This window comes from Microbacterium sp. Se5.02b (genome assembly GCF_019464375.1).
GTDB lineage: Bacteria > Actinomycetota > Actinomycetes > Actinomycetales > Microbacteriaceae > Microbacterium.
Map to the genome: position 1 here is coordinate 3,107,390 of NZ_CP080491.1, position 25,506 is coordinate 3,132,895.

21 protein-coding genes, 1 tRNA gene and 2 pseudogenes are annotated in these 25,506 nt (G+C 68.7%); 5 read left to right on the forward strand and 19 right to left on the reverse strand.

Features of this window, described 5'->3' with window-relative positions:
* Nucleotides 1–118: 118 nt before the first annotated feature.
* Nucleotides 119–796: pseudogene (locus K1X59_RS15455) on the reverse strand (ArgP/LysG family DNA-binding transcriptional regulator); the annotation flags it as partial.
* Between the two features lie 70 nt (nucleotides 797–866).
* On the opposite strand from K1X59_RS15455, the gene K1X59_RS15460 reads away from it, so the two are divergent.
* Nucleotides 867–1,529, forward strand: coding sequence for a LysE/ArgO family amino acid transporter (locus tag K1X59_RS15460; RefSeq protein WP_183150726.1), 663 nt, complete (start codon nucleotides 867–869; stop codon nucleotides 1,527–1,529).
* Between the two features lie 6 nt (nucleotides 1,530–1,535).
* Here the strand turns inward: K1X59_RS15460 and K1X59_RS15465 are convergent, their stop codons facing one another.
* The 9 genes from K1X59_RS15465 to K1X59_RS15505 all read right to left on the reverse strand — a co-directional run bounded on the left by K1X59_RS15465 (nucleotide 1,536) and on the right by K1X59_RS15505 (nucleotide 7,281).
* Nucleotides 1,536–1,892, reverse strand: a complete 357-nt coding sequence (locus K1X59_RS15465; protein WP_183150727.1) for an iron chaperone — start codon at nucleotides 1,890–1,892, stop codon at nucleotides 1,536–1,538.
* A gap of 48 nt (nucleotides 1,893–1,940) precedes the next feature.
* Nucleotides 1,941–2,744 (reverse strand): amino acid ABC transporter ATP-binding protein, encoded by an 804-nt coding sequence (locus K1X59_RS15470; RefSeq protein WP_274601184.1) that lies wholly within the window; start codon nucleotides 2,742–2,744, stop codon nucleotides 1,941–1,943.
* Nucleotides 2,731–3,396, reverse strand: coding sequence for an amino acid ABC transporter permease (locus tag K1X59_RS15475; protein ID WP_183150728.1), 666 nt, complete (start codon nucleotides 3,394–3,396; stop codon nucleotides 2,731–2,733). The genes K1X59_RS15470 and K1X59_RS15475 overlap by 14 nt, the downstream gene beginning before the upstream one ends.
* A gap of 3 nt (nucleotides 3,397–3,399) precedes the next feature.
* A complete protein-coding gene (locus tag K1X59_RS15480; RefSeq protein ID WP_183150729.1) occupies nucleotides 3,400–4,212 on the reverse strand; it encodes an amino acid ABC transporter substrate-binding protein in 813 nt (270 codons plus the stop codon).
* Nucleotides 4,213–4,387: 175 nt separating this feature from the next.
* Entirely contained in the window at nucleotides 4,388–5,077 is a 690-nt protein-coding gene (gene rplA, locus K1X59_RS15485) for a 50S ribosomal protein L1 (protein ID WP_017829144.1), read from the reverse strand.
* 11 nt (nucleotides 5,078–5,088) lie between these two features.
* On the reverse strand, nucleotides 5,089–5,520 hold the full coding sequence (rplK, locus tag K1X59_RS15490) for a 50S ribosomal protein L11 (RefSeq protein WP_053097443.1): 432 nt from the start codon (nucleotides 5,518–5,520) through the stop codon (nucleotides 5,089–5,091).
* 289 nt (nucleotides 5,521–5,809) lie between these two features.
* Nucleotides 5,810–6,853: a transcription termination/antitermination protein NusG gene (gene nusG, locus K1X59_RS15495; protein WP_183150730.1), complete on the reverse strand. Its 1,044-nt coding sequence runs from the start codon at nucleotides 6,851–6,853 to the stop codon at nucleotides 5,810–5,812.
* Nucleotides 6,854–6,895: 42 nt separating this feature from the next.
* The gene (gene secE, locus K1X59_RS15500; protein WP_183150731.1) at nucleotides 6,896–7,168 is read right to left on the reverse strand and encodes a preprotein translocase subunit SecE; all 273 of its coding nucleotides are present in this window, start codon (nucleotides 7,166–7,168) and stop codon (nucleotides 6,896–6,898) included.
* A gap of 40 nt (nucleotides 7,169–7,208) precedes the next feature.
* A tRNA-Trp gene (locus tag K1X59_RS15505) sits at nucleotides 7,209–7,281 on the reverse strand.
* Nucleotides 7,282–7,475: 194 nt separating this feature from the next.
* On the opposite strand from K1X59_RS15505, the gene K1X59_RS15510 reads away from it, so the two are divergent.
* From K1X59_RS15510 to K1X59_RS21720, 3 genes are read left to right on the forward strand one after another with little or no spacing between them, the layout of a single operon-like run.
* Nucleotides 7,476–9,299 carry an HSP90 family protein gene (locus K1X59_RS15510; RefSeq protein ID WP_220173556.1) on the forward strand — a complete coding sequence of 608 codons (1,824 nt, stop codon included), beginning with the start codon at nucleotides 7,476–7,478 and terminating at the stop codon, nucleotides 9,297–9,299.
* A 25-nt stretch (nucleotides 9,300–9,324) separates the two neighbouring features.
* The gene (locus K1X59_RS21715) at nucleotides 9,325–10,965 is read left to right on the forward strand and encodes a hypothetical protein (protein WP_258566876.1); all 1,641 of its coding nucleotides are present in this window, start codon (nucleotides 9,325–9,327) and stop codon (nucleotides 10,963–10,965) included.
* A gap of 32 nt (nucleotides 10,966–10,997) precedes the next feature.
* Nucleotides 10,998–12,122, forward strand: a complete 1,125-nt coding sequence (locus K1X59_RS21720) for a hypothetical protein (protein ID WP_258566877.1) — start codon at nucleotides 10,998–11,000, stop codon at nucleotides 12,120–12,122.
* Between the two features lie 8 nt (nucleotides 12,123–12,130).
* Here K1X59_RS21720 and poxB read toward each other — a convergent pair whose 3' ends face one another.
* The 8 genes and pseudogenes from poxB to gabT form a co-directional block, all read right to left on the reverse strand.
* Nucleotides 12,131–13,855 carry a ubiquinone-dependent pyruvate dehydrogenase gene (gene poxB / locus K1X59_RS15520; protein WP_183150732.1) on the reverse strand — a complete coding sequence of 575 codons (1,725 nt, stop codon included), beginning with the start codon at nucleotides 13,853–13,855 and terminating at the stop codon, nucleotides 12,131–12,133.
* A gap of 292 nt (nucleotides 13,856–14,147) precedes the next feature.
* Nucleotides 14,148–15,512 carry an NAD-dependent succinate-semialdehyde dehydrogenase gene (locus tag K1X59_RS15525; RefSeq protein WP_220173557.1) on the reverse strand — a complete coding sequence of 455 codons (1,365 nt, stop codon included), beginning with the start codon at nucleotides 15,510–15,512 and terminating at the stop codon, nucleotides 14,148–14,150.
* 11 nt (nucleotides 15,513–15,523) lie between these two features.
* Nucleotides 15,524–16,991, reverse strand: a pseudogene (locus tag K1X59_RS15530) (NAD-dependent succinate-semialdehyde dehydrogenase).
* 40 nt (nucleotides 16,992–17,031) lie between these two features.
* Nucleotides 17,032–18,576, reverse strand: coding sequence for an APC family permease (locus tag K1X59_RS15535; protein WP_183150733.1), 1,545 nt, complete (start codon nucleotides 18,574–18,576; stop codon nucleotides 17,032–17,034).
* Nucleotides 18,576–19,013, reverse strand: coding sequence for a universal stress protein (locus K1X59_RS22525; protein WP_309491589.1), 438 nt, complete (start codon nucleotides 19,011–19,013; stop codon nucleotides 18,576–18,578). The genes K1X59_RS15535 and K1X59_RS22525 overlap by 1 nt, the downstream gene beginning before the upstream one ends.
* Nucleotides 19,010–19,459, reverse strand: a complete 450-nt coding sequence (locus tag K1X59_RS22530; RefSeq protein ID WP_309491590.1) for a universal stress protein — start codon at nucleotides 19,457–19,459, stop codon at nucleotides 19,010–19,012. The genes K1X59_RS22525 and K1X59_RS22530 overlap by 4 nt, the downstream gene beginning before the upstream one ends.
* A complete protein-coding gene (locus tag K1X59_RS15545) occupies nucleotides 19,459–20,841 on the reverse strand; it encodes an NAD(P)/FAD-dependent oxidoreductase (protein WP_220173558.1) in 1,383 nt (460 codons plus the stop codon). The genes K1X59_RS22530 and K1X59_RS15545 overlap by 1 nt, the downstream gene beginning before the upstream one ends.
* Before the next feature lie 80 nt (nucleotides 20,842–20,921).
* The gene (gabT, locus tag K1X59_RS15550; protein ID WP_183150734.1) at nucleotides 20,922–22,283 is read right to left on the reverse strand and encodes a 4-aminobutyrate--2-oxoglutarate transaminase; all 1,362 of its coding nucleotides are present in this window, start codon (nucleotides 22,281–22,283) and stop codon (nucleotides 20,922–20,924) included.
* A 97-nt stretch (nucleotides 22,284–22,380) separates the two neighbouring features.
* Here gabT and K1X59_RS15555 point away from each other — a divergent pair, with 97 nt between their 5' ends.
* Nucleotides 22,381–23,889: a PucR family transcriptional regulator ligand-binding domain-containing protein gene (locus tag K1X59_RS15555; protein ID WP_220173559.1), complete on the forward strand. Its 1,509-nt coding sequence runs from the start codon at nucleotides 22,381–22,383 to the stop codon at nucleotides 23,887–23,889.
* 115 nt (nucleotides 23,890–24,004) lie between these two features.
* Here K1X59_RS15555 and K1X59_RS15560 read toward each other — a convergent pair whose 3' ends face one another.
* Nucleotides 24,005–25,456 carry a helix-turn-helix domain-containing protein gene (locus tag K1X59_RS15560; RefSeq protein WP_183150735.1) on the reverse strand — a complete coding sequence of 484 codons (1,452 nt, stop codon included), beginning with the start codon at nucleotides 25,454–25,456 and terminating at the stop codon, nucleotides 24,005–24,007.
* Between the last annotated feature and the right edge of the window lie 50 nt (nucleotides 25,457–25,506).

Here is a 25,506-nt window from a genome sequence, read left to right on the forward strand (position 1 = left end):
TGCCAGAAGAGTTCGACCCGAAGCGCCGGTCCCCCAGCGGCACGAGTCCGGCGGACTCCTGCATCACGGGAAGCATCCCCCATCCGAGCCCGAGCTCGACGGCGAGCGCGTAGTCGTGGGAGGCCGGGACGTAGTGTCGCGGCACGCCGTCCTGGTTGACCGACATCGCCCGCAGCCATTCGTGCTGCAGGGTGTCCCGCCGATCGAAGTCGACGAACGGCGCGGATGACAGCGCCGTCGCCGTGACTCCGTCCGCGAACCAGCGCTCCGCGAAGGCGGGCTCTGCCATCGCGCGGTACTCGAGCACGCCGAGGGGTGTCACGGAACACCCGGCCACCGGAGTCTCCTCGCTGGTGACGGCGGCCATCACGGTACCCGATTCCAGCAGCCGAGCGGTGAAGTTCTGGTCGTCGCGGTGCAGATCGAAGTCGATGCCGTGCCCGGCCGACAGCCGGGCAAGAGGGGCGAGGAACCACGTCGCCATCGAATCGGCGTTCACGGCGAGGGGGATGCTGATCCGACGGGCGCCGTCGGCATCGTCGATCCCCACACCGACGAGCGCGTCGTGTTCGAGCAGGGCGACCTGCCGCGCCAAGCGGACGACGGCCTCCCCTGCTTCCGTCAGGCGTGCCGGCTTCGCGCGGACGACCAGGATGCGACCGAGCTGCTGCTCGAGCGTCTTCAGCCGTTGACTCACCGCCGAAGGGGTGATCCGCAGCCGCCGAGACGCCGCATCCAGGGTGCCTTCGTCGACGATCGCGGCGAGCGTGGCGGCCAGATGCGGATCGATTCTCACATAAGCGATGCTAATGGTTCGGTAGGAATCTTTGCTTCTGCTGATGCGTCTCGGTTCCTAGGCTGGAGTCATGCTCACCGTCCTCGCCGGCCTCGGCCTCGGCCTCTCCCTGATCGTCGCCATCGGCGCGCAGAACGTGTTCGTGTTGCGGCAGGGGATTCGCCGAGAGCACGTGGTCGCCGTCGTCATCATCTGCGCGCTGTCCGATGCCGCCCTGATCGCGGCGGGCGTCGCCGGACTCGGGTTCGTGCTGTCGGCGGCGCCCTGGCTCGTGGTCGTGGCCCGGTGGGCGGGTGCGCTGTTCCTGGCGGTCTACGGCATCCTGGCCGCGCGTCGCGCCTGGCGTGGTGGCGAAGAGCTCCGCGTGGACGGAACCGACGTCGCGGACACCGGCTCATCGACGCTCCAGAGCCCGACGACGACGCTCCCCCGCACGAGGCTGGCACCGGTCATCCTCACCACGCTGGCACTCACCTGGCTCAATCCGCATGTCTACCTCGACACCGTGCTGATGCTCGGCTCGATCGCGGCCACTCACGGAGACGAGCGCTGGTTGTTCGCCGGAGGGGCGATCGCGGCCAGCATCCTCTGGTTCACGGCGCTGGGCTTCGGCGCCCGCTACCTGGGCCGGTGGCTGCGCACTCCTCGGTCGTGGCGGATCCTCGACGCCGTGATCGCGGTCATCATGATCTCGATCGCGATCAGTCTGGTCGTCCCGGTCCTCGGCGGGTGACGGACGTCAGGCGTCGTCGATCTGGGACAGACGCGCCCGGATGAGGCTCTCGAGTGCCTCGGTCGGGATCGGATGCTCGGGCTGGAAGCGGATCGTCCCCTTGTCGATCCCGATCCCCGGATGCTCCTCGAGGGCGCCGGTCACCGCGGCGACCGCATCCTGACTGAACGGATAGACGCCGATGTGCTTCTTCGCCCGCATCACCGACAAGAGGGGCTTGCCCCGGTGCACGAGGGCTGGCATGCCGTAGCCCTTGCCCTGCTCCGCATCCGGCGCCTCCCGGCGCGCGATCGCGTAGACCCGATCGATCGCTTCGCGATCTGCCTGGTTCTGTTCTGCGAGGTAGTCGTCGATGGTTCCCACGATCGCATCCTGGCACTGTTCGTCGAGCAGGTCGAGGGTCCCGGCGGATCAGGCGCCGTCGAGCGGACGCATGATGCGCGTGAGGAACCGTCGGGTGCGCTCCTGCTGCGGCGCGCGGAAGAGCTCGTCCGGAGGGCCTTGCTCGACGACGACGCCGTCGTCCATGAACAGCACCTGATCGGCGGCCTCGCGGGCGAAGCTCAGCTCGTGAGTGACGACGGCCATCGTCCACCCTTCGTCGGCGAGTTCCTTGATCACCAGGAGCACCTCGCCGACGAGCTCGGGGTCGAGCGCGCTGGTCGGCTCGTCGAAGAGCAGCAGATCGGGCTTCAGGGCGAGCGCGCGTACGATGCCGACGCGCTGCTGCTGTCCGCCCGAGAGCTGATGCGGGCGGGCATCGGCCTTATCGGCGAGTCCCACCCTGTCGAGCAGGGCGAGCGCCTCGTTCACGACCTCGGCCTTGGGCCGCCCCTGCACCCGCCACGGACCCTCGATCACGTTCTCGAGGACCGTCAGATGGGGGAAGAGATTGTGGTGCTGGAACACCATCGCCGAACGGTCCCGCAGGGCGAGCCGCTTCTGCTTCTGCTCGCGGGGTCGCGGCCTGGCGTCCGATGAGAAGTCGAGGTCGGGCCCGCCGGCGACCACGATGCTCCCGGCATCCGGGGTCTCGAGGCCGTTGAGCGCGCGCAGCACGGTCGTCTTGCCGGAACCGCTCGGACCGATGAGCACGACGACCTCGCCACGGTGCAGTGTCAGATCGATGCCGCGCAGCACCTCGTTGTCACCGAAGCTCTTACGCAGGCCACGGGCGGTCAGCAGCGCATCCGTGGTGTTCTCAGTGGGCGACACGGCTGTCGAGCCTCCTCTCGAGGGCGCTCTGACCGAACGACAGCACGAGACAGAACACCCAGTAGACCAGCGCGGCGGCGAGGTACACGATCATGAACTCGAGCGTCGTCGCGGCGATCTGCTGCGCGACTTTGAACAGTTCCGTCACCAGGATCAGCGATGTGAGGGACGTGTCCTTGACGAGCGAGATGAACGTGTTCGACAACGGCGGCACCGACACCCTCGCCGCCTGCGGCAGGATGATGCGCGTGAGGGTGCGCGTGCGGTTCATGCCGACCGTGTACGCGGCCTCCCACTGCCCCTTGGGGACGGAGAGGATGGCGGCGCGGACGACTTCGGCGCCGTAACCGCCGACGTTGAGCGACAGGGCGATGATCGCGCTCGGCCACGGATCGAGCGTGATCCCTATCGACGGCATGCCGTAGAAGATCACGAACAGCTGCACGAGCATCGGCGTTCCGCGGATCACCGAGATGTAGAACCGGGCGACGCCCGAGACGACCGGATGCACCGAGATCCTCATCAGCGCGACACCGACCGCGATCACGAGCCCCAGCACGAACGACAGCAGCGCGAGTGGAACCGTCGCCGTCAGACCCGCCCAGGCGATCGGCCCGAGCGAATCGAAGAACAGCTGCCAGGGGCTCTCCATCGACTACTGGGTGACGTCTTCGCCGAAGTACTTGTCGCTGATCTCCGCCAGCGTGCCGTCGGCGCGGAGCTCCTCGAGCGCGCCGTCGACCGCCTCGACGAGCGCCTCCTTGTCCTTGGTGAACACGAAGGCCTGCTCGCCCGCCTCATCGGTCTCGGCCGCGATCTTCAGACCGGTCGGGCTGTTCGTGGTCTCGTAGTCGAGGAACGTCAGCTTGTCGTTCACGGTCGCGTCGACGCGCCCCTGACGCAGCAGCTCCACCGCCTGTGCCCATCCCTCGACGGCTTCGACCTTGGCACCCGAGTCGGTGGCCAGCTCGTACCAGTTGCTCGTGAGCGACTGGGCCGTGGTCTTGCCCTCGAGGTCGTCGAAGGACGAGATCGAGTCGTCATCGTCTGCCACGACGATCACGCCGGGCGAGACCGTGTAGGGCGCGCTGAAGAGGTACTTCTCCTCACGCTCGTCGTTGATCGAGACCTGGTTCGCGATGACGTCGAAGCGTCCGGCATCGAGGCCGGCGAAGATCGCATCCCACTGTGTCTCCTGGAACTTCACCTCGAGACCCAGCTTGTCGGCGACGGCCTGGATGATCTCGACGTCGAAGCCGGTGAGGTCACCGGAGCCGCCGTCGTCGTGAAAGCTGAACGGGCGGTAGGTGCCCTCGGTCGCGACCGTCAACGTACCGTCCTGCACGAGCCCGAAATCGGGGCCTTCTTCGCTGCCGGAAGTGTTCGCGGGGGTGCTCGACCCGCTGCAGGCGGTGAGCGCGGCTGCAGCGACGACGAGTGCGGTGACGGCGATGAGACGACGGGACATGGACCCTCCTGGGGTGAGATGCGCGGGTGCGAGTTTACGCGACGGCCGCGGGAACCCCCTCACAGTACGCGGGATCGCGGCGGTTCGACGCATCCGATGACGATTCGTTTCCGAGGGTCGCGCGGACGCAGAAACGCCCCCGGGGTGAACCCGGGGGCGTTTCAGCGAGTCAGACTCAGATGGAGTTGACGTCCAGCGGGATGCCGGGGCCGAACGTGGTCGACACCGCACCCTTCTGGATGTAACGGCCCTTGGAGCTCGACGGCTTGAGGCGGACGATCTCCTCGAGGGCAGCGCCGATGTTCTCGTTCAGCTGCTCTGCGGTGAAGGAGGCCTTGCCCACGACGAAGTGCACGTTGGCGTGCTTGTCGACACGGAACTCGATCTTTCCGCCCTTGATCTCCTCGACGGCCTTGGCCGGGTTCGGAGTCACGGTGCCGGTCTTCGGGTTCGGCATCAGACCACGCGGTCCGAGCACCTTTCCGAGACGACCGACCTGACCCATGAGCTCCGGCGTGGAGACGGCGGCGTCGAAGTTGGTCCAACCGTCGGCGACCTTCTGGATGAGCTCGGCGCCGCCGACCTCATCTGCACCTGCGGCGATCGCGGCCTCGGCGGCGGGGCCGGTGGCGAACACGATGACGCGAGCGGTCTTACCGGTGCCGTGCGGCAGGATGACGGTGCCGCGCACCATCTGGTCGGCCTTGCGGGGGTCGACGGCGAGCTTCAGCGCGACCTCGACGGTCGAGTCGAACTTCGACGAGCCGGTCTCCTTCGCGAGGGCGACGGCCTCGGTCGGGGTGTAGAAACGGTCTGCCTCGATCTTCTCGGCGGCAGCCTTGTAAGCCTTGGACTTGGTAGCCATGATTATTCTCCTCAGCCCTCGACCGTGATGCCCATGGAACGGGCGGTGCCGGCGATGATCTTCGAGGCGGCCTCGATGTCGTTCGCGTTCAGGTCGGCCTGCTTGGTCTCGGCGATCTGACGGACCTGGTCCTTGGTGATCTTCGCGACCTTGACGGTGTGGGGGGTCGAGGACCCCTTCGGCACGCCTGCGGCCTTCTTGATGAGCTCCGCAGCCGGCGGGGTCTTCAGGATGAACGTGAAGCTGCGGTCCTCGTAGACGGTGATCTCGACGGGGATGACGTTGCCGCGCTGCGACTCGGTCGCGGCGTTGTACGCCTTGCAGAACTCCATGATGTTGACGCCATGCTGACCGAGCGCGGGGCCGATCGGCGGCGCCGGGTTGGCTGCACCGGCGTTGATCTGAAGCTTGATCAGGCCGGTCACCTTCTTCTTCGGTGCCATTCTCTTTCCTTTCGTCGAATCGGATGCCGGAGCATCCGTTTCTCCCACGAGTCCGGCATCTCCGGACCGTGGTCGCTTGCACACGCCGAAACGTCGCACAAACCACACAAGTATACCCGATCGGAGCGACGTGCTCGCGCGCCGCCTCCCGCCCTCACTCGCTCCCCATGAGGGGCCAAGACACGCCCCGTCTGTCGCATGCAACACGGCGTTTCCTGACCCCTCACCAGGGCCGCAGACATGAGAACGGCCGCCCCGATAGGGACGGCCGTTCTCGTGAGGACTGGTGTCAGACCATCTTGGTGACCTGGTCGAACGACAGCTCGACCGGGGTCTCGCGCTCGAACAGGGAGACGAGGACCGTGAGCTTGCCGCTCTCGGGCTTGATCTCGCTGATCGAACCGGGAAGCCCCGCGAAGGAGCCCTCCTTGATCGTGATGGTCTCGCCGACCTCGAAGTCGACCTCGGCCGGCAGCGGACGGGCGACGGCGACGCCGCCCTTCGATGCGATGTTCTTGGCCGTCGGAACGTCCTTGACCTCGACGAGCGACTTCAGCATGTTGAAGGCCTCTTCGAAGCGCAGCGGCGTCGGGTTGTGCGCGTTGCCCACGAAGCCCGTGACACCCGGGGTGTGACGCACGACCGACCAGGTGTCTTCCGTGAGCTCCATGCGCACCAGCACGTAGCCGGGGATGCGCACGCGGGTGACCATCTTGCGCTGGCCGTTCTTGATCTCGACGACGTCTTCCATCGGGACCTCGACCTGGTAGATCTCGTCCTCGACCTCGAGCGTCGACTTGCGCTGCTCGATGTTGGCCTTCACCTTGCGCTCGAAGCCCGCGTAGGAGTGGATGACGTACCACTTGCCCGGGAGCATGCGCAGGTCCATGCGGAAGGCCTCGTACGGGTCTTCCTCCGCGTCTTCGTCGGACTCGTCGTCCGAGGAGTCCTCGCCGTTCTGCTCGTCATCGGCACCCAGCTCGGGTCCGTCGTACGGGGTGACCTCTTCGGCCGCGGCCGCGTCGAGGTCGGCGGCCTCTTCGGCCACCGATTCGTTGAGGACCTCAGCGGCGGCCTCAGACTCAGCCGCTTCGTCCAGGTTGAGAGCGTCGTTCACGATGGCGTCCGCCTCCGGGTCGTCGATGTCGATGTCGATGTCTTCCGTGTCATCCTCATCGCCGTCCTCGTCTTCGACGTGGACCGCGACGTGTTCGGCCGAGGTGGCCGAGAGCTCTTCCTCGGCGAGGACGTTGCCCTCCTGGGCTTCGTCTTCCTCGCTGGACTGCTCTGCGGCGGTCGCCCAGTCGGCGTCGTCGGAATATCGTTCAGACACGTTGCTTCTTCTCCATAGCTGCGGCGCGAGCCGCGGGGGTCATCAGCCAGGGATTCCGAACACCCAGTGCGTCACGAATGCGAACAGAGTGTCCAAGCCGTAGACGATGCCCATGACGATGATCACGAAGACGAGCACCACCAGGGTGAACTTGAACAGCTCCTTGCGAGTCGGGGTGACGACCTTGCGGAGCTCGGCGATGACCTGGCGGATGAACAGGGCGATGCCCCCGAAGAACCGGGAGAAGGGGTTGCCCTTCTTCTCGCGGGTGGCGCCGGCCGCGACGACCTCGCCGCGCGGTTCGTCCTGATCCATCCTGAATGTACCTTTCGTGTGTCAGCGTTGCGCTGACGCGCAGGGCGGACAGGAATCGAACCTGCAACCTGCGGTTTTGGAGACCGCTGCTCTGCCAATTGAGCTACCGCCCTAGAGGCCGGAAGGCCTCGTGGGTGTCTTCCACTCTGCCACCGAATCTGCGATCGGGAGACCCCAGGCACGGCGAAAGAATGCAGAAAACAACTGCTCCACAAGCATACGGCATCGATCCGATGCTGCCGAACCGGAACCGGAATACGCGTTGTTGCTAGGCTCGGCGAGCGGGAAACAGGGGGAAGGGGCGCGTGTGAGCGCGGATGTGCAGCAGTTCCAGGTGGATCTGCGCGGAGTCGTCGACCTGCTCAGCAGGCATATCTACTCCAGTCCTCGGGTGTACCTGCGAGAGCTCCTGCAGAACGCCCGTGACGCGATCACCGCCCGCCGCGAGGTCGACGGCGGAGGCGGATGCATCCGGATCACCCCGCTGACCGCCGAGACGGGCGAATTCGTGCTGCGAGACGACGGCGTCGGTCTCACCTCCTCAGAAGTCGCCGACCTGCTGGCGACCGTCGGTCGCAGCTCCAAGCGCGACATCTTCGACCTCCCGCGCAGCGACTACCTCGGCCAGTTCGGCATCGGGCTGCTCAGCTGCTTCATGGTCGCCGACACCATCGTGATCCGCTCCCGCAGCGCCCGTGGCGGCGCCTCGGTGGAGTGGACCGGGAGCGCCGACGGCACCTTCCAGGTGGTCGAGATCGAGGAGGAGCTGCCGATCGGCACCAGCGTCCACCTCGTGCCGCGCTTCGACGCCGACGAGCTGCTGCGTCCAGCCGCGGTGCACGAGCTGGCGACCACCTTCGGCGAGTTCCTGCCGGTCCGCCTGACGGTCGACACCGCTGCGGGCGACATCGACATCACCAGGGATCCTCCCTTCCTCGACGCCGCGACCGACCCCGATGCGGCGGTGCAGTACGGACGCGATCTCCTCGGCGCGAGCCCGCTCGACGTGATCGAGCTGAGCGAACCGGCCACCGGCACCCGTGGTCTCGCCTACGTCCTCCCCTATGCCCCTCCGCCCGGCGCACGCCAGGCGTCGCGCATGTACCTGGGGCGGATGCTGCTGGCGGAACGCGTCGACGACGTGCTCCCCGAGTGGGCGTTCTTCGTGCGCGCGGTCATCGACTCCGCGGGCCTCGCCCCCACTGCCAGCAGGGAGTCCCTCGTCGAGGACGCAGCGCTCGAACGCGTGCGCGAACAGCTCGGCGCCGGCATCCGCCGTTGGGTCCTCGAACTGGGGCTGCGCGAACCGCATCGCCTCGCGCAGTTCGTCGCGGTGCACGAGGTCGGGCTCAAATCGCTCGTGCGACACGACGAGGAGCTCGCGCACTTCATCTCGCGCTGGCTGACCGTCGAGACGACGCACGGCACCGTGCGCATCGGCGACCTCGTGCAGCGCTACCCCCACGTCCGCTACGCACAGAGCGTCGACGAGTTCCGGCAGGTCGCCGGCATCTCGCCGTCCGACGAAGTGCTCGTCAACGGCGGGTACCTCTACGACGCCGACCTGATCAGGATGCTGCCGGACCTGTACCCGCATGTCACGGTGGAGCAGGTCGACGTCACCGGCGAGCTCGACCGTCTCGATCCGCCTCCCCTCGACGACCGCGATGCCGCCGTCGCCCTGGAGACCCGGGCCGGCGCCGTGCTCGCGGCATCCGAGTGCTCCGTCGTGGTGCGCTCGATCGACCGCCCCGACCTCTCGGGGCTCTACGTCGCCGACCCCGAAGTGCTCCGGGCCATCGACCGCAGCCGCACCAAGGGCATCACCGGCGCCCTGTGGGGCGGCGTCCTGGACCGCATCGACCAGACGCGATCCTCGGCGCGCGAGGAAGACCTGCGCGCGCGACTGTGCCTGAACTGGTCGAACCGGGTCGTCCGCGCACTCGTCCGCGTGCAGGACGACGCCGTGTTCGCCCGCACTGTGCAGCTCCTCTACATCCAGGCCCTGCTCGCGGGGCATCATCCCCTCTCCGACGCCGATCGCGCACTGATGACCACCGCGCTCGCCGACCTCGTCTCGCTCTCGGCCGGGCTCGAAGGGGATCAGCTCCCTTTCGGGGACGCCCGCTGACACTCTCCACCGAAGGGTTCCGTCCATGGCACGTCCGAAGAAGCGCTTCCAGCAGCTGATCGAGGAGATCGATCGCACGCCCTGGGGACGGGCCGAGCAGGCCCTCGTCGCGGACGCGGTGGCGCTCGCCGTCGAGATCGGCGATGAGCGCCTCGAGTACGAGGCGCGCATGCGGCAGACCGCCTCGGCGAACATGGGTGGCGCGACCGACGTGATGCTGAACTCGTTCGCATGGTGCCTGGCACATCACGACGCCGACCCGCAGCGTTTTCCCGCGGACCTCGACAACGGCGGCGCCGACCTGATGTGGCAGTTCAAGTGGATGGCGTCTTCGCTGCGCTCCTCCCCCGCGTTCTCGCAGGAGCAGATCGCCGCCGTGCTCGACGACATGGAGGCGCACTACCGTGCCGCGGGACTCGGCGTGAGCGGTGTGCTCACAGCCCGGTTCGAAGACGCCTGGGATGCCGGGCGCATGGACGACGCGGAAGCGCTGCGCGTGCAGCTGGAGACCACGCCTCGCGACGACCACAGCCACTGCGATGCGTGCGGACGCAGTCAGATCGCCGGGTTCTACGCGGACACGGACCGCGACGCCGAGGCGATCGTGCTCGTCGAGGAGATGATCGAGGGCGGGTTCTCCTGTGGCGAGGAACCCGAGCACGCGCTCTCCCGCGCACTGCTCCCCTACCTCCGCGCCGGACGCTTCGACGAGGCGAAGACCGCACATCTGCGCAGTTACCGTCTGGCCAAGGACAACCCGGACAACCTGCGTATCGTCGCGAACAACATCGTCTTCGCCGCGGTCACCGGCAACGAGGCACGCGCCCTCGCGCTGGTGGAGAAGCACATCGCCTGGCTCGCGCACGACGGGCTGAACGTCGACGCGCACTTCGCCGCCCTCGCGGCCCTCGCCGTGGCACTGGACCGCGTCACCGCTGCCGGACACGGCGACACACCGGTGCGCGGCGCGGAGTCCCCGGCGCTGGTGCCGTTCTTCGGCGCGCACGACGGCGCGTGGAGCGCCTCCGAACTCGCAGCGACGGCGTGGACCGCGGCCGAGCGCATCGGCGCGGCGTTCGACGAGAGGGACGGCACCGACGGACATGCGCGCAGCCTGGAGCGGATGCGGGCCCTCGCCGGCGAGCAGTACGACGTGCCGATCCGGTCCGACGCCTTCGTCGCCCCCACCACCTCCGCCGTCCCCACCGATGCGGACGCGTGGTTCGAGCGCGCGATGCAGCTCGCGCAGTTCGGCGCCGAGCACGAAACGCTCCAGGCTCTCCCGCACGCGCTCGAGGTCGAGGACCCGGCGAAGCGGGCTCAACTGCTGTCCATGCGCCTCGGCATCCTGATCGCACTGGAGCGGGCGGACGAAGCCCTCCAGCTGCTCCCCGAGCGCATCGCCGCGCTGCGGGCGGCCGGCCTCGACGCGCAGGCCGACCTCGAGCAGCGCCTGGGGCTGGCGACCTTCGGCCTCGACACACCGGAGGCGACGGCCGCTCTGGAAGAGGCCATCGCCGCCGCCGACGACCTCCCGCCTGGTCACGCGGCGACCTCGCGATCAGCCGCGCAGCCCTGCACCTGCGCTCGAGCGAGCCGGATGCCGCACTGGATCACGCCGAGGTCGCGGCCCGATCGTTCGCCGAGGCGGAAGACGCACGACTGACCAACACCACGACGCTGCTGGCCATCTCGGCGGTGCTCAGCAAGGGCGACCTCGAGGCAGGATCCTCGCTCCTCGATCGCCTTCTCGCGCAGGACGACCTCAGCAGGGGGCATCGCGCGCAGGCGCTGCAGACGCGCGCCAGAGTCCGCGGCGGCACGGGTTCGTACAGCGAGGGCGCGGTCGACGCCGATGAGTCCTGCCGTCTGCTGGCCGACCTCGGCGCGACGCGGGCGCTCGGTGAGGCGCACCTCCTCGCCGGCGCCCTGTGGGAAGACGCGGACGACCCGGAGAAGGCGGTCTCCCGCTACCGCCTCGCCACCAGGATCGCCGGTGAAGAGGGAGGCGATGCGACCGGCGTGGACTTCCGCCTCGCGCGCGCCATGCTGCGCGTCGGCGACGCGGAGGAGGCGGCCGAGCTCTTCGGTGACGTGCTGCAACGCGAGGAGGAGGCCGAGGCTCCTGCCGGCTCTCGCGCGATGACGGCGTCTATGCTCGCCCGTGCCCTGAGCGCCGCCGGCGAGTTCGGGCAGTCCGTCGGGGCCCACGGCTATGCCTCCGAACTGTTCGGTCAAGCGGAGGAGCACGCGGATCAGGCGATGTCGATGACCGAGCAGGCCAAGATCCTCGCGCGTTTCGAGGAGCACGACGATGCGATCGCCCTGCTCGAGTCGGCTGCGGAGATCGTGCGGCGCGCGCCGGACGCGGTCGGCGCACTCACCGAGGTTCTGCACAGCCTGGGACAGGCGTACGGCGGACGCGGCGATGAGCGGGCGTTCGCGCTCTTCGACGAGGTCGCCGCCCTCGCACGGCAGCACGAGGCCGAATGGCTGCTCGCCGATGTGACCGACTCTCGCGGACGCGCCCTGGCCGAACTCGGCCGCGTGGACGAGGGCGTCTCCGCTGCCCTCACGGCCGCCGACGGATTCGCGGCACTCGGCGACCTGGGCTCCGCGGGAGGCTCGGAGCTCTTCGCCGCGCGCGTCCTCGCCGGCAACGAGCGCTCAGCCGACGCCGTACCCGTGTACCGCAGCGCGATCGAACACGCGGCAGGCCACCCTCCGCTGCACCAGGTCGCTTCGCTCGAGCTCGGCAACGTGCTCGAAGCACTCGGGCGCCACAGCGAGGCGGCCGAAGTGCGTGCCGTCGTGGAGAGCTGAGCGCCCGCTCAGAACAGCTGCCGCCAATTCGCCTTGGCGAGGTCGAGGAGCTCGTCACCGCGGCCCGACATCACGGTGCGGATCGCATACAGCGCGAAGCCCTTGACCTGGGCGGCCTCGATGGCGGGCGGCATGGACAGCTCCTGCCGCTCTGTGACCACGTCGAGCAGGGCGGGGCCGTCGTGCGCGAGCACCTCTCGCACCGCATCGGGAAGATCCTCGCTGCGCTCCACACGCCGTGCGAAGATGCCCATCGCCTCGGCGATCGCCGCGAAGCTGGGGTTGTCGAGGCCGGTGCCGTAGGTCACGAAGCCCGCGGCCTTCATCTCGAGCTCGACGAAGTTCAGCGAGGAGTTGTTCACGACGATCGTCTTCACCGGGAGCGCGTTCTGCGTGAGCGTGAGCAGCTCGCCGAGCATCATCGCGAGTCCGCCGTCGCCGGCCAGGGCGACGACCTGCCGGTCCGGATGCGCGACCTGGGCGCCGATGCCGTGCATCAGGGCGTTGGCCATGGATCCGTGCGTGAACGACCCGATCAGGCGGCGCTCCTCGGTCATCGACAGGTAGCGCGCTGCCCACACCGTCGGGGAGCCCACATCTGCGGTGAAGATCGCGTCGTCAGCGGCGTGCTCATCCAGCAGCCGCGCAAGATACTGCGGGTGGATCGGGCGCTTGGACTTGGCCGGGACCGCCAGCTCGTCGAGCTTCTTGCGCGTCTTGCGGTAGTGCGCGACCGCGTCGTCGAGATGCCCACGGTCGTCGTTCCTCGCAATCCGCGGCAGCAGTGCCTCCGCGGTGGCACGCACGTCGCCGACCAGCCCCAGGTCGAGGGGATGCCGTTTGCCCAGCTGCGCCCCGCGGATGTCGACCTGGATCGTGGTCGCGCCGTCCGGATAGAACTGCTCGTACGGGAAGTCGCTGCCCAGCACCAGGAGGGCATCGGACGCCTCCATGGCTCTGAATCCGGATGCGAAGCCGAGCAGGCCCGTCATCCCGACGTCGAAGGGATTGTCGTACTCGATGAACTCCTTGCCGCGCAGGGCATGCACGATCGGTGCGCCGAGCTTGTCGGCCAGGGCGACGACCTCGTCGTGCGCGCCCTCGACCCCGGCACCGGCGAGGATCGTGACGCTCTTCGCCGCGTTCAGGAGCGTCGCCGCCTTCTCGAGCTCTGCACCGCTGGGGACGATCACGGGGCGAGCGCGTTCGATCACGACGGCGCGGTCGTCGGCGATCTCGGCCAGCGCGACGTCACCGGGGATGACGAGCACGGCGACACCGCGCTCCTCGATCGCCGCCCGCATGGCGATCTCCAGCAGCCGGGGCATCTGCTTCGGATCGGCGACGTACTCGACGTAGACGCTGCACTCTCGGAAGAGCTCCTGCGGATGCGTCTCCTGGAAGTACCCGGTGCCGATCTCGGTCGTGGGGATGTGCGCCGCGATCGCCAGCACGGGGACGCGCGACCGCTGCGCGTCGTACAGGCCGTTGATGAGGTGCAGGTTGCCGGGACCGCAGGAGCCGGCGACGACCGCGAGCTCTCCCGTGGTGGCGGCATCCGCCGCGGCGGCGAACGCGGCGGACTCCTCGTGCCGGACGTGAACCCAGCGGATGGTGCCGTCCTTGCGCAGCGCATCCGTGAAACCGTTCAGCGAGTCACCCGGGATGCCGTAGACACGGTCGATCCCGTTGGCGTGCAGAGTCTTGACGATGTTCTCAGCGACGTTGGCCATGCTCCGACCCTACGCCCGGTGCGCTCGTGCAGGGCGGGGCTGCCCATGCCTCTGCGTCCTGCTGCGCCGCCAATGGCAGACCCCGCAGGCAGGCGGCCGTCGTGCCGCAGACGAAACGCGTGCGGCTCTTCGCCTCTGCGCGTGATTGCGGCATGCGCCAGCCCCGCGTGCTGTGGACACCCTCCCCACGCGTGCTGCCGTGCAGAGGGAGACATGCAGCAGGTGAGGAGCCAAAGAACGCCGCCTCCTGAGACCGGGAGGCGGCGTTCTTCGACTCTTCAGGGCGAGAGCCTCAGCCGACGCGGATGAGCTTCTTGTTCACGAACTCGTCCGCGGCCAGGTGCCCGAGCTCACGGGAGGTGCCGCTGCGCTTGATGCCGCCGAAGGGCAGCTCGGGGCTGTCCGCCAGGACGAGGTTCACGTAGACCATGCCCGCCTCGATCCGGTCGGCCACACGCTCGGCCTGCTCGGCGTCGGTCGTGAAGACGTACGACCCGAGGCCGAACGTGGTGTCGTTCGCGAGAGCCACCGCGGCGTCCTCGTCCGCGACGCGGTACACGACCGCAGCAGGTCCGAACAGCTCCTCGCGGTACACGTTCATCTCGGGGGTGACGTCGGCCAGCACGGTCGGCGCGAAGAAAGCGCCCTTCCGCGTGCCGCCGGTGAGCAGCGTCGCGCCCTGCTCGACGGCCTGGTCGATCTGCTTCTGCAGGTTCTCGGCGGCCGCCTCGGACGAGACCGGACCGAGCACCGTGTCGTCGAGCATGGGGTCTGTCGCCTCGACCGCCGCCATCGCCGCCGTGAACTTCTCGGCGAAGGCGTCGTACAGCTCGTCGACGATGATGAAGCGCTTCGCCCCGTTGCACGCCTGCCCGTTGTTGTCGAGGCGCGCATCGACCCCCGCCTGCACCGTGGCGTCGAGATCGTCCGTGGAGAGCACGATGAACGGGTCGGACCCGCCCAGCTCGAGCGCGACCTTCTTCAGGTTGCGGCCGGCGACCTCGGCGACAGCGGCACCTGCGCGCTCGGAACCGGTGAGCGAGACGCCCTGCACGCGCGGGTCGGCGATCATGTCGGCGATCTGCTCGTTCGTGGCGAGGATGTTCTGGTACGCGCCCTTCGGGAAGCCCGCATCGTGGTAGATCGCCTCGATCGCGCTCGACGACTCCGGGCACTGCGGCGCGGGCTTCAGCAGGATCGTGTTGCCGACGATCAGGTTCGGCGCCGCGAAACGCACGATCTGATACGCCGGGAAGTTCCACGGCATGATGCCGACGAGCGGTCCGAGCGACGAGCGTCGGATGATCGCCGACCCGTCTCCGAGGATCTTGATGGGCTGGTCGGCCATGATGTCTTCGGCCTGGTCGGCGTAGTACTCGGCGATGTCCGCGGCGAAGTCCACCTCGCCGAGCGCGGCCTCGCGGGGCTTGCCCATCTCACGCACGAAGATGTCGGCCAACTCCTCGCGCCGTTCACGGTGCAGTTCGGCCGCGCGCCGCAGCAGGGCAGCCCGGTCGGCGACCGTGGTGGAACGCGACCACTCGCGGTGCGCCTCGTCGGCTGCCGCGACGGCCTCCTCGATCTGCTCGTCGGTGAAGGTGTCGAAGGACGCCAGCGTCTCTCCGGTGGCGGGGTTGATGACGGCGTAGTCGGTCATGACGTGTCCTCTCAGGAGATCGGGATCAGCGTGTACTTCGTGGACAGGTACTCGTGAATGCCCTCGAAGCCGCCCTCGCGACCGACACCCGACTGCTTGACGCCGCCGAACGGAGCCGCCGCGTTGGAGACCACACCGACGTTGAGACCCATCATGCCCGTCTCGAGGCCGTCGATCATCCGCTGACCGCGCTGCAGGTTCTCGGTGAAGACGTAGGAGACGAGACCGTACTCGGTGTCGTTCGCGAGGCGCACCGCCTCCTCCTCGGTCTCGAAGGTCGCGATCGCGAGGACCGGTCCGAAGATCTCCTCGCGGAGGATCGCACTGCCCGCCACGACGTCGGTCAGCACGGTGGGTTCGTAGAACGACCCCGTGCCCTCGACAGCCTTGCCGCCAGCGAGCAGCGTGGCGCCGCGCTCGACGGCATCGTCGACGAGCTCGCCGGCCTTCGCCACGGCATCCGCGTCGATGAGCGGACCGATCGCCACGCCCTCTTCCGTGCCGCGGCCGATCTTCATGCCGTTCACGCGCTCGGTCACGCGCTTGGCGAACTCGCCGGCCACGTCCTTGTGCACGATGAACCGGTTGGCGGCTGTGCAGGCCTGTCCGATGTTGCGGAACTTCGCGGCCAGCGCACCCTCCACGGCCTTGTCGAGGTCGGCGTCGTCGAACACCACGAACGGCGCGTTGCCGCCGAGCTCCATCGACACGCGCAGCACACCCTCCGCCGCCTGGGCGATGAGCTTGCGGCCGACCTCGGTCGATCCGGTGAAGGAGAGTTTGCGCAGACGCGGGTCGGCGATGATCGGCGCCGACAGCGCGCTCGACTTCGAGGTCTGCACGACGTTCACGACACCGGCGGGGGAGCCCGGCCTCTTCGAGGAGCTTCGTGAAGTAGATCGTCGTCAGCGGGGTCAGTGCCGGGGGCTTGATGACGACGGTGCAGCCGGCAGCGAGCGCGGGCGCGATCTTGCGCGTCGCCATCGCGAACGGGAAGTTCCACGGCGTCACGAAGAACGACGGTCCGACCGGACGCTGCGACACGACCATGTGGCCGGTGCCCTCCGGGTTGATCCCGTACCGGCCCGAGATGCGCACGGCTTCCTCGCTGAACCAGCGCAGGAACTCGCCGCCGTAGACGACCTCGCCACGGGCCTCGGCGAGCGGCTTGCCCATCTCGAGCGTCATGAGCAGCGCGAGGTCTTCCTTGTGCGCCTGCACGAGGTCGAACGCCCGGCGGAGGATCTCGCTGCGCACGCGCGGCGCCGTCGCAGCCCACGCATCCTGAGCGGCGACCGCGGCGTCGAGGGCGCGGATGCCGTCGGCGGGGGTCGCGTCGGCGATGGTCCGGATCACGGCGCCGGTCGCCGGGTCCTGCACGTCGAACGTGCCGCCGGTCTCGCCGTCGATCCACTCGCCGCCGATGAAGAGGCCGGTGGGGATGCTGTCGAGCAGCGCCTGCTCGGTCTGAGTGCTCATGGGTTCTCTTTCCGTGAGGAGGATGGGGCTGGGGGTCGGGTCAGCGGCGGCGTCGGCTGGGCGGGGCATCGATGCTCAGCGTTTCGCCGCGGAAGAAGGCGGGGCGTCGGACCGCGTTCCAGATCATCACCGCGATGCCGACGACGATGATGAGCATCCCGAGGATGAAGACGATGCCGACACCCCCGATCTGCGAACCCGAACCGTAGGCGGGGTCCATGGAGTCGATCAGCGTGGTGAAGAAGAGCACCGCGAGGATCGCTCCGCCGACGAGCGGGAACAGGAACGTGAAGAAGAAGTTCCTGGTGGAGTCGAACCACTGCTTGCGGAAGTACCAGACGCACGCGAAGGCGGTGATGCCGTAGTAGAAGCAGATCATCATGCCGAGCGTGAGGATCGTGTCCCACAGCGTGTCTTCGCTGACGACGCGCATCACGGCGTAGAACGCCGACGCGACGATCGCCGAGACGATGGTGGCATATCCGGGGGTGAAGAAGCGCGGGCTGACCTTCGCGAACGACTTCGGCAGCGCGCCGTAGTGTCCCATCGCGAGCAGCGTGCGTGCCGGTCCGACGAAGGTCGACTGCAGTGACGAGGCCGAGCTGGTGAGCACCGCGAGCGAGACCAGGAAGGCGAGGGGGCCGAGGATCGGACCGGAGAGGTGGAAGAACACGTTCTCCTGGATGTCCTCGTTGCCGAGGCCGAGGGCACCCGTGCCGACGCCGGCGAACATGATCATCGCGACCGCGAGCAGCAGGTACAGCGAGACGATCGTGAGCACGGTGACGGTGGCCGCGCGGCCCGGGGTCTTCTCCGGATCCTTCGTCTCCTCGTTCATGGTGAGGGTGACATCCCAGCCCCAGAAGATGAAGATCGAGAGGGAGAGTCCGGCCGCGATCGCGCTGAAGGACGAGATCGCGAACGGGTTGAACCAGTTCAGGTCGAACGGCTGGTAGTCGAATCCGTTCCCGCCCACCGCCTGCACGATCGCGGCGATGGCGAAGAACACGAGCACGAGGATCTGGAAGCTGACGAGCCAGTACTGCAGCTTCTGCGTCGTCTGCATGTCGCGGTACGAGATCCAGGTCGCGCCGAGCATGAACAACAGGCAGACGCCGATGTTGATCCAGGTGACGCTCGCCAACCCGGCGATGTCGGGGTTGCCGGTGATCTGCGAGATCAGCAGGAAGAGGAAGTCGACCGCGATGCCGGCGAGATTCGACAGCACCAGGATGGTGGCGACCACCAGTCCCCAGCCCGCCATCCAGCCCACCCAGGGTCCGAACGCCCGCGCGGCCCAGGTGAAGGATGTTCCGGAGTCGGGCATCCGGTTGTTCAGCTCGCGGTAGCCGAAGGCGACCAGGAGCATCGGGATGAAGCCGACCAGGATGATCGCCGGAATCTGCGCACCGACCGTGGAGGCCACGGGTCCGACGGCAGCGGTGAACGTGTACGCAGGCGCGATGCACGAGATGCCGATCACGACGGCGCCGATCAGGCCGACCGTGCCGGCGCTCAGACCCTTCGTGGAGATGCCGGTCGTGACGCCGGATTCGGGCTCCGTCGCCCGGTTGGTGCTGCTCATCAGCGGTCTCCTGCTTCGTTGCGGGTGCGCGGGACGACGATCATGGGTACGGGGAGCTCGTGCAGCATCTTCGCCGCCGTGGAACCGAGGAAGAGGCGACGCGGCTGGGCGAGCCGACTGGATCCGACGAGCACGACTTCACCGGGGAGCCAGGAGAGATGTGCGACGGCGTCCTCCACGGAGTCGCCCGGCGCCTTCTCGACGGCGGCGCTGCGTCCGTCCGGCAGCAGCTCGGATGCGACCGCGAGGACCTCCTGCGCATGCGTGTCGCCGACCGTGCGGATCGCGCCGGTGTCGAGACCGGGCGGTACGTCGAACGGCACCAGCGACACGAGCCGGAGATCGACCCCGCTGTCGCCGGCGAGCGCCACCGCCTCGTCGAGCAGGGCGTCGGCGCCCGGGCGGGAACCGACCGCGACGGTCACCCGCGGGATCACGTGGTCGTCTTCCTGGGCGGTGCCGACGGGCGCGAGCGCGACCGGGATGGTCGACGAGTGCAGCAGCTCGGATGCGACGCTGCCGAGCCGGTGACGCCCGAGGATCCCTCCCCGGCCGCACCGATCACGATCAGCCTCGCATCGAACTCCTCGCCCGCGGAGATGAGCCCCTCGGCGAACGACTCGGAGAATCGCACGTGGCCGCTGCGCGTCAGCTCCTGCGGGAGGCGGACGACGGCGTCGGAGAGCCATGTCCGCGCCTGCGCCTTGATGTGCTCCTCGTAGGCGCGCTCCGGCGGGACGGCCGCGCTGCGTGTGCCTTCGTTGGGCAGCACGATGACCAGGTGGAGCGTGGCTCCGATGCTGCGCGCGATCCGGGCGCCGAGGGCCGCGGCATCCGCTCCCGCGTCCGTCGCCGTGTATCCCACGACGATCGAGCCGGTCATCAGCCGATGCTCTCGACGGCGCCGGCGTCGCGACTCGCGTCGACGATCTGGGAGGCGACGAGGTGCCCCATGCGGATGGCCCCGTCGACGTGCTGGTACCCGGCACCGGCCATGTCGCTGCAGGCGAAGTGGATCGGGCCGACCGCCGTGCGGAGGTCTGGTCCGTACCGGTGGAGGCCGCCGAGGTCGAAGCTCGCGGCATAGGCCCCGCGGGTCCATTCCTCGCTGCCCCAGTCGCTCTCGTAGTACACGACCGGGTTCTTGGCCTCGGGGCCGTAGTAGTGCGACAGCGACTCGAGGATGCGCTCTTTGCGCTCCTCCGCCGACAGCTCGAACACGCCGTCGGCGTTGGCGTCGGACACGAAGCCCACCAGGGTGCCGCGCTCGTCGCCGTGGTTCGTGTTGTCGTACGCCTCGTGCGAGAGCTCGTACGGGCTGAACGCGGTGCCGCTCAAGCCCTGTTCACGCCAGAACGGCCGGTCGTAGACCGCGTGGACCTTGATGACGAAGCCCATCGAGAGATGCTGGTGCAACTGGTGCTGGCGGCGCGGGAGGGGCGGCACGAACGAGATGCGGTTATACAGGATGGGCGCGTGGGCGAGGATCGCGTGGCGGGCGCGGACCGTGATCTCGTCGGTCGTGGCCACCACGCCGGCGTCCGACCACTCGAGGCTGCGGACCGGCTGATTCAGCAGCACGTCGTCGCCCAGACGCTCGGCCAGGCGCAGAGGCACCTGCTGCAGACCCCCGACGACGCGCTCGTCGAGGATGAAGTCCGCGTCGACGAGGTTCGAGTACGACCCGGCCGACGCCGCCATCAGCAGCGACTGCAGCAGCGAGAACGCGTGGGTCGGCTTGGTGAGCATCGCGGATCCCGTCGCGAAGGCCAGGTTGCGCACCGCTTCGTCGTCGTCGGTCTGCTGGCGCAGCCAGGCATCCCACGAGATCGAGTCCCAGTCGGCGGCGTTCGGGTGCTCCCACGGCTTGTCCGGGTCGATCTCCGCGACCAGCGCGTCGAGGATGTCGGTGATCCGGGCGATCTCCGCCTCGGTCTCCGGCGCCACGGGGAACATCTCGCCCGTGAAACGGTGCGCCTGTCCGTCCGGACCGACGTACACGCTGTCGCCCTCCCGGTAGCGGCTGTAGGTCTCGAGCCCGAGCTCCTCGATCGCCTCCTTCAGCGCGTCCTGATCGGGCGATACCCACTGGCCGCCGATCTCGAGCATGGCGCCGTCGATGACATCGGTCCACAGGCGCCCGCCGACACGGTCCCTCGCCTCCAGCACGGCGACCGACAGGCCGGCCTTCCGCAGGTCGTTCGCCGCCGTGAGCCCTGCGGCTCCGGCGCCGACGATGAGCACGTCGCGAGTGATCTCAGCCATCTGCAACTCCTTCGTTGGGGGAGGTAGTGCCGGTCGCGACCCGAAATCCCCCGATCAGGGTCGCGACCGGACGTAAGGGGTCAGGCTGCGGCGAGCGCAGCGGTGACGACGTCGAGACCCTCGTTCAGCAGGTCGTCGCCGATCGACAGCGGAGGAAGGAAGCGGATGACGTTGCCGTACGTTCCGCAGGTGAGCACGATGACGCCCTGGGCGATGCACGCCTTCGCGACCGCGGCCGTGAGTGCGGCGTCCGGTGCCTTGGTCTCGGGGTCGACGAACTCGGCGGCGATCATCGCGCCGTGACCGCGGACGTCGCCGACGCGCGGGTCGTCCTGCTGGATCGCCGCGAGACGGTCCGTGAGGATGCTGCCGATCTCACGCGCCCGCTCGATCACGCCGTCGTTCTCGAACACATCGATCGCGGCGAGCGCCGCCGCACAGGCGATCGGGTTCCCGCCGTAGGTGCCGCCCAGACCACCGGAGTGCGAGGCGTCCATGATCTCGGCGCGTCCGGTCACGGCGGCGAGCGGAAGGCCGCCGGCGATGCCCTTGGCGGTGGTGATGAGGTCGGGCTCGATGCCGAAGATCTCACTCGCGAACATGTGGCCGGTGCGGGCGAAGCCGGTCTGGACCTCATCCGCGATGAACACCACGCCGTTCGCGCGGCACCAGTCCACGATCGCCGGGAGGAACCCGTCGGCTGGGACGATGAAGCCGCCCTCGCCCTGGATCGGCTCGATGATGACGGCAGCGAGGTTGTCGGCGCCGATCTGCTTCTCGAGCTGGAGGATGACGCGGGCCGCGGCTTCGCCGCCCTCGAGCCCGTCGCGGAACGGGTACGACATCGGCGCGCGGTAGACCTCGGGGGCGAACGGGCCGAAACCGCTCTTGTACGGCATCGACTTGGCGGTGAGCGCCATGGTCAGGTTGGTGCGGCCGTGGTAGCCGTGGTCGAAAGCGACGACCGCCTGGCGACCGGTGTGCTTGCGGGCGATCTTGATCGCGTTCTCGACCGCCTCGGCACCCGAGTTGAACAGCGCGCTCTTCTTCGCGAAGTCGCCGGGCGTGACGCGGTTGAGTGCTTCCGCGACGCCGACGTACGACTCGTACGGCGAGATCATGAAGCAGGTGTGCGTGAACTGCGCGGCCTGGGCGGCGACGGCCGCGGCGACCTTGGGGTGGGCGTTGCCCACCGTGGTCACGGCGATGCCGGAGCCGAGATCGATGAGCGAGTTGCCGTCGGCGTCGACGACCACTCCGCCGCCCGCCGCGACGGCGGCGATCGGCACGGTGTGGCCGACACCGGCGGCCACGGCATCCGCCTTGCGCGCCAGGATCTCGGCCGAGCGGGGTCCGGGGAGGTCGGTGACCAGGCGACGCTCCTGCGGGAGGTCGGGTCCGCCGAGAGGGACTGCGGGGGCTGCGGTGTCGAGGAGTGCCATGTTCGCGAGCGTACGTCCGGGGCCGAGGCCCTCGCACTCACCGACCCGTACAATCTAGGAGACGGTTTCGCCACTCTGTACATTCGGGAGGATCTCGATGGTCACCACCGACCAGCCGACCCTGCGCGCCCTGCTCCGTCGACGAGATCTCGGCCTCACGCTCGTGCCGCGCGAGAGCGACCTGGCGGAGGGAGCGCTCGACCGCCCGCTGCGCTGGGTGCACAGCTCCGACCTGGCGGACCCGACGCCCTTCCTGTCGGAAGACCTGGCGTTGTTGACCACGGGGACCCAGTTCGACGAGGCGGTCGACGTCGACACCTACGTCGGTCGCCTCGCCGACCGGGGTGTCCTCGGGCTCGGATTCGGCACCGACGTGCATCGCTCCGGGATCCCGGACGAACTCGTCGCCGCATGCGACGCCCACGAGATGCCGTTGTTCGCCGTGCCGTACCGCACTCCCTTCATCGCCGTGGCCCGCGCCCACTCCGAGGCCATCGCCGCTCAGGCCTATGCGCGGCGCTCCTGGGCGCTGGACACCCAGCGTGCCCTCGCGCTCGCGGCGCTGCGTCCGAGCGGACTCGACGCCACCATCGCCGAGCTCGGGCGGCGACTCGGGGTCTGGGCCGGGATGTTCGATGCCGCGGGGGCCGCCGTGACCTCGCACCCGCGCGACAGGCTCGACGCGGACGTGCTCGACGCGCTCGGCGAGCGGGTGATGGAGATCCTCACCCGCGGGTTGGAGGCCGGGCAGTCGCTCACCCTCGGCGAGGACACGTTCATGCTCTTCACCGTGGGACGCGGCGGCCACCTCCGCGGAGTGATCGCGCTGGCCATCGATGCGCTCGACCCCGAGGCGCGATCCGTCGTCACCTCGGTGATCGCCATGGCCGGACTCGCGATGGAGCAGAGCGAGCAGCTCGCGAGGAGCCGTCGACGCCTGCACTCGCAGCTGCTCGGGTCGTTGCTCGCCGACGACCCCGCTCTCGCCAGAAGGGTGCTGGGCAGTCTGCCCCCTGCCCCGATCGTCGTCGCCGTCGCCGCAGACGCCCCGGCCGGTCCGCTCACCGATTGGTGGGAGAGACACCGCGCCGAGCACGGGACCGCGGTGTTCCTCGCCGAGTCCGAGGACGGCGTCACGATGTGCGTGTCGGCCGACGACGAAACCCTGCTCGACGAGGTGGCCGCGCGGTTCGGCGTCCGCATCGGCGCCTCCGACCCCGACACGTACGACTCGTTCGGCCGCGCGCACGCACAGGCGCTCACGGCGTTGCGGCAGCAGGGGGTGCACGGCGTCGCCCGGTACGCGGACACGGTGGGGTCGAGCATCCTCACGGCGCTCGCCACGGATGAGGCGCGTCTGGTCGCGGAGTCTCGGCTCGCCCCCGTGCGCGAACACGACGCGCGCACCGGGGCCGAACTCGAACGGTCGCTGCGCACCTGGCTCGAGCACGACGCGAGGGCTGAGTCCGCGGCCGCCGCGCTCGGCATCCATCGGCACACCCTGCGCTCCCGCATCACGCAGGCCGGCACGCTGCTCGACGTCGACCTGTCGACGTTCCCCGCCAGGGCCGAGCTCTGGACCGTGTTGCAGACCGCCCGCGACTGACCCGCGCCCCTCCCCCGGGTGCACGGCATCCTGCCGGGTGCACGGCGTGTTCCCGTCGTCTTCCCGTGCGCTCGGCAGCACCCCGTGCACTCGCGCGGGGGCGGGCGCGGGCGGACTAGCTCGGGGCGTGCGCCTCGAGGAACTCGTACACGTCGGTGGTGTCCACACCGGGGAAGGCGCCGGTCGGCAATGTCGCGAGCAGCGTCCGCGGAGTCTTCACGTTGGGCCAGGAGTTCTCGCGCCAGCGCTCCTCCAGGTCGGCCGGGGCCCGGCGGCAGCACACCTCGACCGAGTGCTTCGAGACGCCGCGATGCGGGGTGTCGCGCCCCACGAACCATTTCGTGTCGTCGAAGCGCACGCCGACGCTCACGGAGTGCAGGCCCTCGCTCGAGGACTCGACCCGGGCGGTGCACCAGTACGTGCCGTTGCCGGTGTCGGTGTACTGGTAGTACGGGTTGAACCGGTCGTCCTCGTCGAACACGACCCGCGAGGTCCACCGGCGGCAGCACATCTGCCCCTCGATGGCACCGAGGCGGTCGGTCGGGAAGTTCACGTCGTCGTTCTCATACGCCTTCGTGATGGTCCCCGACTCGTGCACCTTGAGGAAGTGCACCGAGATGTCGAGGTGGCGGGTGGCGAGGTTGGTGAAGCGGTGCGCGGCCGTCTCATACGACACGGAGTAGGCGTCTCGTAGATCTTCGATCGAGATCGCCCTCCGCTGCTTGGCGTCTTTCAGCGCAGGCACGACATGCGACTCCGGGATGAGGAGCGCACCGGTCAGGTAGTTGGTCTCGACGCGCTGCCGAAGGAACTCGGCGTAACTGCGCGGCTCGGAGTGCCCGAGGATGCGACTCGACAGGGCCTGCAGCACCGCGGTGCGAGCATCGCCCTTCGCCGGCACGCTGCTCGACAGATACAGTCGCCCGTTCGCGAGGTCGGCGACGCTCCGGGTCGTCTGCGGCAGGTCGGGGGCGTAGTGCAGGGTGAAACCCAGATAGGCCGCGATCTCGGAGGCCGTGCGCTGGGTCAGCGGGCCACCGGGGTGTCGGACCGCAGCGAGGATCTCGGCGGCCTTCTCCTCCAGGTCGGCGAAGTGATTGTCCTGCCGCCGCATCAGGTGTCGCAGTTCGACGTTCGCCCGCCGCGCTTCCTCCGGGGTCGCGGCGCGCTCGTCTTTGAGCCTGTCGATCTCTCCGTGCAGCGCGAGCAGCGCCTTCAGCGCATCCATCGGCAGACTCTTCGCGATGCGGAACGGCTCGATTCCGAGCGCCTGGAAGGTCTGCCCCTTCATCGCACGCTCCAGGGCGATCTCGACCGCGCTGCGCTCGTCGAGCGGCTCGCCCTCCAGCAGCGCCTCGATCGTGACGCCGAGCGCCCTGGCGATCGCCTGCAGCTGCGTGAGCTTCGGCTCGCGCTTGCCGGTCTCGATCATCGACAGCTGGCTGGGTGCCCGGTCCACGGCCGATGCGAGGTCATCCAGGGTCATGCCCTTCGCCGTCCGGAGCTGGCGGATGCGGCGACCGATCGTGAGGGCATCGGTCTCTTCTGCAACGTCGACGGTGCTCATGGGGCCGATTCTGTCACAGAAACAGAATTTCGAGCGATCTTCTCTGTGAT

Coding starts and splice junctions, on each gene's coding strand:
- K1X59_RS21715 (WP_258566876.1), top strand. CDS start 9,325: ATGGCACGTCCGAAGAAGCGCTTCCAGCAGCTGATCGAGGAGATCGAT.
- rplK (WP_053097443.1), bottom strand. CDS start 5,520: ATGGCACCGAAGAAGAAGGTGACCGGCCTGATCAAGCTTCAGATCAAC.
- gabT (WP_183150734.1), bottom strand. CDS start 22,283: ATGGCACTCCTCGACACCGCAGCCCCCGCAGTCCCTCTCGGCGGACCC.
- rplA (WP_017829144.1), bottom strand. CDS start 5,077: ATGGCTACCAAGTCCAAGGCTTACAAGGCTGCCGCCGAGAAGATCGAG.
- K1X59_RS22530 (WP_309491590.1), bottom strand. CDS start 19,459: ATGACCGGCTCGATCGTCGTGGGATACACGGCGACGGACGCGGGAGCG.
- poxB (WP_183150732.1), bottom strand. CDS start 13,855: ATGGCCAACGTCGCTGAGAACATCGTCAAGACTCTGCACGCCAACGGG.
- K1X59_RS15480 (WP_183150729.1), bottom strand. CDS start 4,212: ATGTCCCGTCGTCTCATCGCCGTCACCGCACTCGTCGTCGCTGCAGCC.
- K1X59_RS15460 (WP_183150726.1), top strand. CDS start 867: ATGCTCACCGTCCTCGCCGGCCTCGGCCTCGGCCTCTCCCTGATCGTC.
- K1X59_RS15525 (WP_220173557.1), bottom strand. CDS start 15,512: ATGACCGACTACGCCGTCATCAACCCCGCCACCGGAGAGACGCTGGCG.
- K1X59_RS15555 (WP_220173559.1), top strand. CDS start 22,381: ATGGTCACCACCGACCAGCCGACCCTGCGCGCCCTGCTCCGTCGACGA.
- secE (WP_183150731.1), bottom strand. CDS start 7,168: ATGGATCAGGACGAACCGCGCGGCGAGGTCGTCGCGGCCGGCGCCACC.
- K1X59_RS15475 (WP_183150728.1), bottom strand. CDS start 3,396: ATGGAGAGCCCCTGGCAGCTGTTCTTCGATTCGCTCGGGCCGATCGCC.
- K1X59_RS15535 (WP_183150733.1), bottom strand. CDS start 18,576: ATGAGCAGCACCAACCGGGCGACGGAGCCCGAATCCGGCGTCACGACC.
- K1X59_RS15545 (WP_220173558.1), bottom strand. CDS start 20,841: ATGGCTGAGATCACTCGCGACGTGCTCATCGTCGGCGCCGGAGCCGCA.
- K1X59_RS15560 (WP_183150735.1), bottom strand. CDS start 25,456: ATGAGCACCGTCGACGTTGCAGAAGAGACCGATGCCCTCACGATCGGT.